Raw genomic sequence first — 12,381 nt, 5'->3', positions numbered from 1 at the left:
CACCGCCGGCAGCGTGCCCGTTTCCCCGCCAGGGGAGCGGCGCACGCCGTCCGTGCGGGGCAGGGGGATGTTGGGAGGAGGGCGGCCGGGAATAGTGACAGCCCTATTCAGTTGCCCGGGGCAGGGCGCCGTTCCTACACTCCGCCCCCCTCTGATGCGCCTCCATTTCCTGACCCCCGCGCTGCTGCTCCTCGGGGCGTGTTCGCTCGAATCCGAACCGAACCCGCCTCCGTCCACCCGCTTCGTGTACCCCAGCGGGGTGGCGTTCTGGCGCCCTCCGGCGGCGGGGCCCTCGACGAGCAACGGCTACCTCTTCGTCGCGAACGCCAACTTCGACAACTGCTACGACTCCGGTTCGGTGGTGGCGCTCAACCTGGACACGCTGAGCGCGCAGGTGAACGGGCAGACGGTGACGGTGCCCCGCCTGGGCAGCGCGCTCCCGGCGGACGCGCTCGCCTTCGAGGACCTGGCGTCCGCGGACGAGTCGCTCGTGCAGATCCGCAGCTTCGCGGGTGAGCTGGGCATGTGGGTGAACCCGGCCAGCGGGCTGCCGCGCCTCTTCGTCCCCTCGCGCGCGGAGGGCAACAACCTCCACGCGGTGGACGTGAGCCTGGATGGCAACGGCGCGCCGGTGCTCAACTGCGTGCAGGGCGGCGTGGACTGCCGCAACGGCGCGCTGTCGCTCTCCGACAACATCCCGGAGTCCCTGCGCGTGGAGGGCCGCGCGGACCTGCCGCGTGCCCCGTCGCCCATCGGCGTGACGGTGGATGCGGCGAGCGGCACGCTGTACGTGACGCACTCGGAGGCGGCGGACTCGCCCGCCCGCTCCAGCACCAACTTCGAGAACTACCTGGCCACGGTGAAGCTGGACAACCCCACGCGCGACACGCTGGGCTTCATCCCGCTGTCGCCCGAGGGCTACGCCTACGGCGGTTCGGACTCCGTGACGGTGGGCGCCGGCTACCTCTACGTGACGGGCCGCAACTTCGTGTCGGGCGTCAGCGGCACGTTGCCCGGCACCTTCGTGCTGCGGCTGGTGGACAAGAACGTGCCCGGCACCCTCCTGGAGCCCGCGCTGCAGTCGGTCTACCGCATCCGCGAGGCGCGCGCGGTGCGCGTGGTGCCCCGCCCGGTGACGCCGGCGGAGCTGGCGGCGCGTCCGAACTTCGTGCGCGAGCGGCTCTACCTGCTGGCGCGCGGCCCGGACACGCTGCTCACCATCGACTTCGAGTACGACGCGGTGCCGGGCGCCGCGGCCGAGCAGCCCTTCTTCCGCGTGGTCTCCGCCGTGCCCCTTCCGGACGGCGTGAGCGACATGCAGCTCATCGAGCGGACGCCGGGCACGCCCGGCGCCGACACCAACATCCTCGCGGTGACGAGCACCGGCGACAGCGCGGTGTCCTTGTACGACGAGGCGGTCGGGCAGGTCGTGGCGCAGGTGCCGCTCGTCAACGACCAGAACCAGACCAGCAACCCGTCGCAGGCCTTCGGGCTGACGGTGGACAACCCGCCCGGGACGAACGCGGCGCGGCTGTTCGTGACCAACTTCGGTGACGGCCAGGTGTCCATCGTGGACATCCCCGACCTCGCGCGTCCCCAGGACGCGAGGCTGGTAGCGAAGCTGGGCACGCAGCAACAGCGCGATCCGAACCAGGGCACCAGCGTGTGCCAGGAGAACTGACCTTGAAGCGCGGCTTTCTTGCTGCCCTGTTGCTGAGCGGCGCGAGCTTCGCGCTCGCCTGCTCCGACACCACCTCCACCGCGGGCGCCGCCGGCCTGTCCGGCACGTACGACCTGGTGCTCTCCGACCAGCTCGTCTTCGTCACCTCGCAGGACCGGGATGAGCTGCGGGTGCTGGACCTGACGCGGTCGCCGCGTGAGTTCCTCCCCGCGCCCAACCCGCTGGAGCCCCTGTCCATCCCCGTCATCGCGCGGCCCGACTCGCTCATCCGCGACGTGGGCTACGACGCCAACGGCAACGACGTGTCCGGCCCGTATATCTACGCGCGCAGCTCCGGCGGCCGCGACATCTCCGTGGTGGCCGCGAACCGCGCGCGCCTCAACGAGGTGACGCGCCTGTCGACAGGCCAGCTCATCACCGCCTTCGCCGCGCACGCCCCGGTGGCGGAGGGTGCGCCCAGCGTCCTGTACTACGCGCTCCAGACGCGCCCGGAGGCCGCCGAGCAGCTGTGCAGCCCCTTCGGCGGCGGCGTGGTGATGCGCCAGGACCTGCCCGGTCCCGAGGGCTTCGACGCGGCCGCGCTGCCGCCCGCGCTGCCCGTGTTCTGCCTCAAGCCGGCGGACACCGTGCTGTCCATGGTCGCGCTGCCCTCGCGGGCCAACGTCCCGGACTCGCTGGTGGTGGCCATCCGCAATGTGTCCGGCACCAGCCGGCTGGTGCGCGTCGTGGCGGACGGAGCCTCCGTGGAGATTCCGTACAAGCGGCCGCGTCCGGCCCCCTTCACGGTGCCCACGTACACGGACCTGGTGGACATCCCGGCGCGGCTCGTCGCCACGCACCCCAGCTACAAGGTGTCGGACACGGAGACCGTGCCCGCGGGCCGCTTCGTGTACGCGGTGCTGGATGAGCTGACGTGCAACTCGTCGGACTGCGAGGGCGTCATCGCGCTCGACAACGGGCCGGATCCGCTGGCGCCCTCCACGGCGCCGGTGCTCGCCCGCGACGTCACCGGCGCGCCCATGCTGACCCTGAAGCCGTCCGCGGGCCTGCCCACGGGCCTCACGCTGCGCACGGGCCTGGAGGTCCGCGAGCTGCTGGCGGACGGCGTGGCGTATTCCACCGCGGTGCCGCTGCTGGGCATCGTGCCGTCGTCCAGCGGGGAGATCACCCTGTTCCGCGCCGACGAGCGGCGCGCGTTCAACCTGGACCGCGACCCGGACACGGGGCCGCTGGGCGCGTCCGTGTCCGCGGAGCTGCGCGACAGCAACGAGGCCGTGCGCGCGGATCAATTCCAGGCCATCACCGTGTCGCAGCCGGGCTGCCCGCAGGTCCAGGACGCGGTCAACGCCACGGCGTTCCTGTGCAGCGGGACGGTGCCCAACGGGACCTACCGCTTCGTCTTCCAGGGCGCGCTGCCGGGCCTGACCAGCCTCACGCGCGACCTGACCGTGGAGGAAGCTCCGCTCCTCATCGAGACCACCCTGGCGACGTCGCGCGGCGTGGTGCCCGGGGACAACATCGTGCTGGCGAACAACGCGGGCGCCTGCCCGGCGGCCATCCCCATCCTCCGCCTGGAGGACCAGGGCAACGGCCTCACGCGCCTCTTCCCGGACCTGTCCAATCCGGACATCGCCACCGCCGTGGAGCCCTGCGCGTCGTACCCGCTCTTCTCCGTGCGCGCCGGCCCGAAGGTGAAGCCCTACCTGCTCTACTCGGGCGCGGAGAGCAGCGGCACGTTCATCCAGCGGCTGGACGTGAACGAGCCGTACACGGTCTCCAGCTTCCTGGACTACTACGCCCACCCGAATGACTTCGACCTGGGGTTGGATCCCCCCAAGTCGCCCACCACCTACGTGCCCGCGCCGCTGACGCTGACGATGACCGCGACCATCGGCGAGCAGAGCCGGCTGGTGGCCGGGGACCGCTACGTGGTGACGCTGCTGCCGCGCTTCCGCCGCTACGTCTTCCGGGTGGACACCGGCTCGTCGAGCAACCTGGCGGTCTACACCCTGCCTGCTTCCGTGGTGGCCACGGACGTGGAGGGCTCCAGCCTGGCGTTCGTCGCGTACCCGTCAGCCGACGGCATCCTGCAGGTGGCCCTGGAGTCCATCAGCGACAACGCGGATAACCTCCAGTATCTCCGGCCCTTCCAGTAACTGGGCGCGCCCGGCCGGCTCTGCTATCGTTCCCCACGTCCAGCATTTCCCGAGCCAAGACCGATGATCGATCAGAACTCCCGTCCCGCACGCAAGGTCGGCATCGCCGAGCACCTGTGGGAGACGTACGAAGAGATGGCCCTGCAGATGGGGTCGGATCGCGACGCGCTCATCAACCAGGCGCTGTTCATGTTCGCGCGCCTCAACGGCTTCATCGACGTGAAGACGAAGGGGGAGCCCGCGGTGGCGGCGGTGCCGTCGCCCGCGCCCGCCGCCGCGCGTCCGGCCCCCGCGCCGACTCCGGCTGCCGCCGCCAAGGGCGCTCCACCGATGCTGACCCCCGCGCCGCCTCCGCGCGGAGCCGCGCGCAACGTGGAGGAGCGTCCCTCCTCCAACGGGCTGGACAATGATCCGGTGCGCCGCGAGGTCGCCGAGCGCGTCCTGGAGACGGCCGCCGAGCTGGAGCGGCTCATCAAGGGCAAGAACGAGCCGCCCCCGCCCGCCGCGGACGACATGATCGAGGACGAGGAGGAGCCCCTGCCGGAGCAGGAGGAGCCGCCGCTCGACGACATGCAGGACGAGGCTCCCGAGGAGGCCGAAGAGGAGCCCATGGAGGAGGCGGACGAGGAGGAGGGCGCCGCGCTCTACCTCGTCACCGAGTCCGGCGAGCAGGAGAAGATCGTCAAGGACCGCTACGTCATCGGCCGCGGCAAGCACTGCGACTTCGTCATCAACTCCGGCAAGGTGTCGCGCGAGCACGCCGTCATCGCCCGCGACGGCGGCGACTTCTACATCGAGGACCTTGGCTCCTCGAACGGGACCTGGTTCAACAAGCAGCGCATCAAGCGCCGCAAGGTTGAGGACGGGGACGAGTACTTCATCTGCAGCGAGAAGATCCGCCTCGTCATCCACTGAGGAACCGGATGACGCAGGGCCCCACGGTGCGATGGCCTTGTTCAGGAATTGACGGGCTTGGGGCCTCCATTGTTTGATGGGGGTCGCCTGCTCCCCATGGGAGCAGGTGCCGAATGACACCTGTTCAGCTCGCGCTGTGGACGATTCTGGGAGTGGCCCTGGTGATTGCGGTGGTGACCGACGTGCTGCGCCGGCTCATCCCGAACGCCGTGACCTATCCGCTCATCGTGCTGGGGCTCGGGGTGCGCGGCGTGTCCGAGGGATGGGGCGGGCTGGAGTCGGGGCTGGTGAGCGGGCTTCTGGCGGGCGCGGGACTCGCGCTGCTGCTGGTGCCGGGTGCGCTGCGCGGGCGCATGGGGTGGGGTGACGTCAAGCTGATGGCGGGCGTGGGCTGCGTGCTGGGCTTTCCCACGGTGCTGGCGGCGGCGGCCTTCATCTCGCTGGTGGGAGCGCTACAGGCAATCGTCACGCTGCTGTGGCAGGGGGCCGTCTGGGACACGCTGGCGGCGGTGGCCCGTCGCTGGGCGGTGCGGATGAAATGGATGCGCGAGGAAACCTCGCCCGCTCCCGTACGACACATCCCCTACGGCGTCTCCATCGCGCTCGGGACTTTCTGGGCCATGTGGTGGCAGCAACAACATCTGGGATAGCGCGCTGCTTCGTCCGGGCGCGCGCACGCACGCAAGAAGGGGATTCACACGATGTCCACTCGCTTCACGCAAGCCCTGGCGCTCGGCGCCCTCGTCACCCTGGTGGCCAGCGCCCCCGCCCTGGCCCAGGAGGGCAGCACCGTCAGCCTGGGCGTGGGTACCCAGAAGGTGCTCACCATCCCCGGTCTCAGCCGCGTCGCGCTGGGTGACCCCTCCATCGCCGAGGTGAAGACGCTCGGCACCGGCCAGCTGCTCGTCACCGGTAACCAGGAGGGCAAGACGACGCTGCTCGTCTGGAAGTCCTCCGGCCAGCGCATCAGCTACCTCGTCACCGTCCGCAAGCAGGACCCCAACGAGGTCATCTCGGAGATCAAGCGGCTCCTGGGTGAAATCGAAGGTGTGTCCGTGCGCATGGTGGGCGACCGCATCTACCTGGACGGTCAGGCCTACACCACGCAGGACGCGGACCGCATCGAGCAGGTGGTGAGCCTCTATCCGAACGTGAAGTCGTTCGTGAAGATCGCCCCCAACGCCAAGAAGCTCGTCGCGCAGAACCTGAACGCGGCCTTCCAGAAGGCGGGCCTGAAGAACGTGCAGGCCAACGTGGTGGGCGCGACCATCTTCCTGGAGGGCTCCGTGGAGAGCCAGCAGGACCTCCAGAAGGCGGAACTCATCACCAAGGCCATCGGTGAGAAGGTGGAGAACCTGCTCGTCGTCGGCATCAAGCGGATGATCCTCTCCGAGGTCCAGTTCGTCGAAATCCGCCGCAACAGCCGCGACCGCTACGGCATCAAGTACCCCACGGACATCACCGGTTCGCTGACCGCCACCGCGACCCTGAACAAGGCGCTCATCCCCTCCGGTGACGCCATCTCCAACCTCATCCTGGGCGCGACGGGTCAGTCCGACCTGAGCATCGGCTTCCAGGCCAACGACGGTTACGGCCGCCTGCTGGCGCAGCCCAAGCTGGTGTGCGCCAGCGGTGAGAAGGCGGAGTTCCTCGCCGGCGGCGAGGTCCCCATCCCCCTCATCACCAACACGCAGTTCACGGTGGAGTACAAGCCGTACGGCGTCATCCTGAACATCCGCCCCACCGCGGACCGCAACGGCAACATCCAGACCGAGGTGGAGGCCGAGGCCTCCGAAATCGACACCTCCGTGTCCGTGTCCTTCGGCGGCAACTCCTCCATCCCCGGCTTCCGCACCCGCAAGGTGAAGACGAACGTCACCGTGCGCCACGGTGAGACCATCGTGCTGTCGGGTGTGTTCAGCCACGACGAGCAGAAGGCCGTCGCGAAGCTGCCGGGCCTGGGTCACATCCCCATCGTGGGCGAGCTGTTCAAGAACCGCGCGTTCGACTCCACCAAGCGCGAGCTGGTGATCTTCGTCACCCCGCGCATCGTGAACCCGGACTCGGACAAGGTCCGCAGCATCATCGAGGACGTGAAGACCCGCTACAAGCAGGCCCGCTCCGAGGTGAACTTCAACATCTTCGACTGACGGCCTTCCTCGCCGTCGCGTCGGATCCGGGCCGGCTCCGTCCCCGCTTCAGAGGGGGAGGGCGCCGGCCCGTTCTTTTCCGGGCAGCAGGCGGGCGAGCGTCGCAGGAGTCTTTGAGGTCGTAGGAGGGCTTGGTAGCATCCCGCCTCATGTTTCTCATCACGCTGACGGAGAAGGGTGGCGGGTCGGAGCAGCGGGAGTACCCGAAGAACGAGATCACGATCGGCCGGATCGCCGGCAACGACATCGTGCTCGCCAAGGGGAACGTCTCCAAGAACCACTCCCGCATCGTCGAAAAGGACGGCCGCTTCATCATCGTGGACATGAAGTCCACGAACGGCACCTTCGTGAACGGCAAGAAGATCGCCGGGCCCATGGTGCTCAAGCCGACCGACCAGGTCTCCATCGGCGACTACATCCTCAACGTCGAGCCGCTGCCCGACGAGCCCGTGGACGAGGGCTACGACGAGGAGCAGGGCGAGGAGGCCTACGAGGAGGAAGAGGCCTACGAGGAGGAGGAGCCCTACGAGGAGGAGGAGGCGCCCGCGCCGGCCGCCGCCGCTCCCAGCCGCATGCCCGCGTCCATGGCCGCGGCCATGGCCCGCAACAAGCGCAAGGTGGACCCCCGGCTGGAGCGCTACTCGCGGCTCCAGAAGGAGATCCACGACCGTCTCATCGAGTACCTGGACCTGCGCCGCATGGACATGGACCGGCTCGGGGACGAGGAGCTCTGGCGCCGCACCGAGAAGGCCATCCGGGACATCATCGACCAGATGGAGGCGGACCAGGAGCTTCCCGGGGACGTGGACCGGGAGGAGCTGCTCACCGACGTCATCAACGAGGCGCTGGGCCTGGGGCCCCTGGAAGCGTTCCTCGCGTCGGAAGAGATCAGCGAGATCATGGTGAACCACGCCAACCAGATCTACATCGAGCGCAAGGGCAAGCTGACCCTGTCGGAGAAGACGTTCTCCTCCAACCAGGCGGTGCTCGGCGTCATCGAGCGCATCGTGGCGCCCATCGGCCGGCGCATCGACGAGTCCAGCCCGCTGGTGGACGCGCGCTTGAAGGACGGCAGCCGCGTGAACGCCATCATCCCGCCGCTGGCGCTCAAGGGCCCCTGCATCACCATCCGCAAGTTCAAGAAGGACGCGCTGAAGATCCAGGACCTCATCAAGTACAAGACCATCACCGCGCAGATGGCCGAGTTCCTGGAGATGTGCGTCACGGCCCGCCGCAACATCGTCATCTCCGGCGGCACGGGCTCCGGCAAGACGACGACGCTGAACATCATCAGCTCGTTCATCCCGGAGGGTGAGCGCATCATCACGGTGGAGGACGCGGCGGAGCTTCAGCTACCGCAGGACCACTGGGTGCAACTGGAGAGCCGCCCGCCCAACCTGGAAGGCAAGGGCGCCATCACCATCCGCGAGCTGGTGAAGAACTGCCTGCGCATGCGGCCGGACCGCATCGTCGTGGGCGAGTGCCGCTCCGGCGAGACGCTGGACATGCTCCAGGCCATGAACACCGGCCACGACGGCTCGCTCACCACGCTGCACGCGAACACGCCGCGCGACGCGATTGCCCGGCTGGAGACGATGGTGCTCATGTCCGGCATGGAGCTGCCGGTGAAGGCCATCCGCGAGCAGATCGCCAGCGCCGTGCACCTCATCGTTCAGCAGACGCGCTTCTCCGACGGGACGCGCAAGATCTGCTTCGTCACGGAGGTGTCCGGCATGGAGGTCGACATCGTGACCCTCCAGGACATCTTCTATTACAAGCAGGATGGTTTCACGGAGGACCACAAGGTGCGGGGGCGCTTCGTGGCTTCGGGCTTCGTCCCGAAGTTCTACGACGAGCTCCAGCGCAAGGGCATTCCCGTGAACATGAGCATCTTCCGCGAGGACTGACGCGCCCATGGCAACCCTGGTCGTCCGTCACCCTGACGGCACTGAGCACGAGCACGAAATCGCCGGCGAGCTGAAGATTGGCCGCCAGCAGGGCAATGACCTCGTCCTCACGGAGGGCGGCGTGTCGCGGCAGCACGCGCGCGTCTACGTGGAGGGCGGCACCGTCTACATCGAGGACGGAGGCAGCCAGAACGGCACCTTCGTCGACGGTGAGCGCATCGACGGGCCGGCGGCGCTGACGGCGGCCTCGCAGGTGCTGCTGGGCGACTACGAGCTGAAGCTCAAGGGCGCCGCCCGGAGCACCAGCGGCCGGCGCGCGGCGACGCCGCCTCCCAGCGACCCCGAGACGCTCGCGGACGCGCCCGTGAAGGGCACGCGCGCCATCCCCAGCATCCGCGCCAAGGCCACCCAGAACGGCGCCGCGAGGCCCGAGGGTGCGCTGGCGAAGCGGCCCTCGCGGCCCCTGCCCGCGGGCGGAGCGGCGGCGGCGGGCGCGGGCGCGGGTCCGGTGCTCAAGGGCATGACGGGGCCGTGGGCGGGCAAGTCCTATCCCATCGGCGGCACGGTGCTGGTGGGCCGCGCGCCCCCGGCGGCGGTCGTCCTGGATGACGACTCCGTGAGCCGCAAGCACGCGGAGGTGCAGCGCGAGGGCAACGCCGTGCGCGCGCGCGACCTGGGCAGCGCCAACGGCACCCTGCTCAACGGCGAGCTGCTGGGCGAGGAGTTCGTCGACCTGCAGCCCGGCGACGTCCTCCAGTTCGGCGTGGTGGAGATGACCTACGAGGCCTCCGACACGCCCGCGCGGCGTCCGGGGACGGGCGCGGTGCCGCCCCGCCGTGGCAGCCGCGCGGAGCCCGCCGCGGGCAGCAAGCGCAAGCTGCTGGTGATCGCCGGCGGCGTGGTGGCCCTGCTGGCGGTGGCCGCGGTGGTGAAGTCCTCCGTAGGGCCGGCGAAGGCTCCGAAGCCCGTCGCGGCCGCGCCGTTGGATCCCGCGCAGCAGGTGCAGGAGCTGCTCAGCGAGTGCCGCTCCTACGCCTCCAACGAGATGGGCGCCCCCAACTGGGAGCGCGCCGAGGCCACGTGCGAGCAGGCGCTCGACCTGGACCCCATCAACGCCGAGGCAAACACCCTCGTGCGGCGCATCAAGCTGGAGAAGGAGGCCTTCGACAACTTCGAGACCGCGAAGAAGGCCATCGAGCTCAACCGCGAGAAGGAAGCGCTGACGCTGCTGCGCAAGATTCCGAAGGAGAGCGAATACTTCCGCCGCGCCCGCTCCAAGGCGCGGGAGACGGCCCAGCAGTTCGTGGAGCGCGCGAAGGACGACTGCAAGCGCTACCTGAACAACTCGCAGTGGGGACCCGCGGTGCCGCGCTGCCAGGAGTACATGGAGGTGTGGTGCCAGAAGCAGAGCAAGGAGGACCTGGAGCCGCCCATCGGCCAGACGCTCCGCCTGGAGGGTGGCCTGCGCAAGAACGACTGGCGCCCCAAGGACGCCATGTTCGTGAAGTTCCTCATCGCCCGCACGCGCGTGGACCGCAACGCGGCGCCGTGGACCTGCCCGGTGTCGGACATCCTGGCGTCGGATGAGCTGGGCCCGGATCAGGCCAGCGAGGTGCGCGCCATGTTCAACAAGCGCTACGCGCCGAAGCTCGTCCAGGCGGCGATGATGGACTACTGGACCGGCCGCGGCAGCGAGGCGATGGCGACGCTGCAGAAGCTGCGCGCGAAGGTGGACCAGGCGGAGTACCACTCCCTGGCGGACGAGCTCATCCGCGACGTGTCCAACGTGGATCAGCTCTTCAAGACGGGCGAGAGCGCCATCACCAACGAGGACCCGGAGCGCGCGGTGGCCCCGTTCAAGGAGGCGCTGGCGACGGACAAGCGCATCATGGCGGAGCTCGCGGAGTCCCACGTTTCGTTCTACCGGAAGAACATCTTCCAGGACATGGCGAACGCGGCCTACCTGCGCGGCAAGCACTTCGCCGACCGCGAGGACCGCCGCCGCGGCTGCCGCATCTGGAAGCTGGGCTTCGACTTCTACAAGGGCAACACGGACCTGAACCGCGTGGTGGCCTTCTGCTCCACGCAGGCGCAGAACGCGCTGTCCGAGGTGGGCAGCTGCTCGGACCTGGCGACGGTGGAGGACTACGCCGTGCCGGGCGACGGCATCGCGGAGCAGGTGAAGGCGAAGAAGGCCGAGCTGAAGTGCCGCTGAGCGGCGCTCAACCGCGAGGCTTCGTGGACAGGGAGCGGGAGGCGCGCTAGGCACGGGGGATGGCCGACACCAGCCCCCCGCGCTCCGAGCGCCGCCTGGCGCTCTTCGACGCCTCTGGCTTCATCTTCCGCGCCTACCACGCCATCCCCCCGCTCACGACGAGCAAGGGGGTGCCCACCAACGCGGTGCTGGGCTTCACCCGCATGGTGCTCAAGGCCCTGCAGGAGCTGAAGCCCACGCACGTGGCGCTGGCGTTCGACAAGTCGGGCCGCGTGGAGCGTCAGAAGATCGACCCCACGTACAAGGCCAACCGCAAGGCGCCGCCGGAGGACCTGACGCCCCAGTTCCCGCTCATCCGCAAGGTGGGGGACGTGCTCAACCTGCCCTCGCTGGACGCGGAGGGCTGGGAGGCGGACGACGTCATCGGCACGCTGGCGCTCCAGGCCAAGGCGGAAGGCTTCCAGGTCCTGGTCATCACCAGCGACAAGGACTTCATGCAGATCGTCGACGAGGACATCACCCTCTTCGACCCCGCGAAGAACAAGCGCATCGGCATCGCGGACGTGCAGGAGAAGATGGGCATCCTGCCCAAGCAGGTGCGCGACTTCCTGGCCCTGGTGGGCGACGCGGTGGACAACGTCGCCAAGGTGCCCGGCGTCGGCGACAAGACGGCCGTGGAGCTGCTCCACCAGTTCGGGGACGTGGAGACGCTGCTCGCGCGCGTGGAGGAAGTGAAGAAGCCGAAGATCCGCGCGGCGCTGGAGTCCCACCGCGAGAGCCTGGTGCGCGCCAAGCAGTTGGTGACCTTCAACACGGGCCTGCCCCTGGGCGTGAAGCTGGAGGACCTGGCCCGCCGTCCTCCGGACTCCACGCGCGCGCGCGACCTGTTCACGGAGCTGGAGTTCTTCGCGCTCCTGCGCGACCTGCCGGCGGAGGAGCCCGCGGCCCGTCCGGACGTGGCGCCCCTCGCCGTCACCACCACGCTGGTCACCACCGAGGCGGAGCTGAAGGAACTGGCGGACGCGGCGAAGGCGGCCGGAGCGCTCACGCTGGTGCCCGCCTACGAAGGCATGCCGTTCGCGGCGCCGCTGGTGGGGCTGGGCGTGGCGCTGCCGGACGGCACCACGCGCTACGTGCCCTTGCGGCACCAGCAGTTGGGCGCGACGCAGGTGCCGGTGGCGGCCTTCAGCTCGGTGATGAAGGACGTCATCGCGGACGCGGCGGTGAAGAAGGGCGGCCACGACCTCAAGGCGCTCACGCTGGTGCTGGCCAACGAGGGGCTGACGCTGGCGGGCGCGCACGACGACGTGGAGCTGCTCAGCTACCTGCTCAACCCGTCACGCCGGGAGCACGCGCT

General features: G+C 69.4%; 8 protein-coding genes. All 8 read left to right on the top strand.

Annotated features, from left to right (window positions below):
- Window positions 1–154: 154 nt before the first annotated feature.
- Window positions 155–1,681 (top strand): YncE family protein, encoded by a 1,527-nt coding sequence (locus JYK02_RS35710; RefSeq protein ID WP_207057441.1) that lies wholly within the window; start codon window positions 155–157, stop codon window positions 1,679–1,681.
- Between the two features lie 2 nt (window positions 1,682–1,683).
- Window positions 1,684–3,837 (top strand): hypothetical protein, encoded by a 2,154-nt coding sequence (locus JYK02_RS35705; protein WP_207057440.1) that lies wholly within the window; start codon window positions 1,684–1,686, stop codon window positions 3,835–3,837.
- A gap of 63 nt (window positions 3,838–3,900) precedes the next feature.
- Window positions 3,901–4,752, top strand: a complete 852-nt coding sequence (locus JYK02_RS35700) for an FHA domain-containing protein (protein ID WP_207057439.1) — start codon at window positions 3,901–3,903, stop codon at window positions 4,750–4,752.
- Between the two features lie 113 nt (window positions 4,753–4,865).
- Entirely contained in the window at window positions 4,866–5,402 is a 537-nt protein-coding gene (locus JYK02_RS35695; protein ID WP_207057438.1) for an A24 family peptidase, read from the top strand.
- 51 nt (window positions 5,403–5,453) lie between these two features.
- Window positions 5,454–6,902 carry a type II and III secretion system protein family protein gene (locus JYK02_RS35690; RefSeq protein ID WP_207057437.1) on the top strand — a complete coding sequence of 483 codons (1,449 nt, stop codon included), beginning with the start codon at window positions 5,454–5,456 and terminating at the stop codon, window positions 6,900–6,902.
- Window positions 6,903–7,051: 149 nt separating this feature from the next.
- Window positions 7,052–8,809 carry an ATPase, T2SS/T4P/T4SS family gene (locus JYK02_RS35685; protein WP_207057436.1) on the top strand — a complete coding sequence of 586 codons (1,758 nt, stop codon included), beginning with the start codon at window positions 7,052–7,054 and terminating at the stop codon, window positions 8,807–8,809.
- Between the two features lie 7 nt (window positions 8,810–8,816).
- Window positions 8,817–11,024: an FHA domain-containing protein gene (locus tag JYK02_RS35680; RefSeq protein WP_207057435.1), complete on the top strand. Its 2,208-nt coding sequence runs from the start codon at window positions 8,817–8,819 to the stop codon at window positions 11,022–11,024.
- A 59-nt stretch (window positions 11,025–11,083) separates the two neighbouring features.
- Window positions 11,084–12,381 (top strand): 5'-3' exonuclease H3TH domain-containing protein (locus tag JYK02_RS35675; RefSeq protein WP_277991505.1); only part of this gene is annotated, 1,298 nt, incomplete at its 3' end.

This window comes from Corallococcus macrosporus (assembly GCF_017302985.1).
Taxonomy (GTDB): domain Bacteria; phylum Myxococcota; class Myxococcia; order Myxococcales; family Myxococcaceae; genus Corallococcus; species Corallococcus macrosporus_A.
The sequence above is the reverse complement of the archived record's forward strand: the minus strand, read 5'-3'. Positions and strand labels throughout refer to the sequence as shown.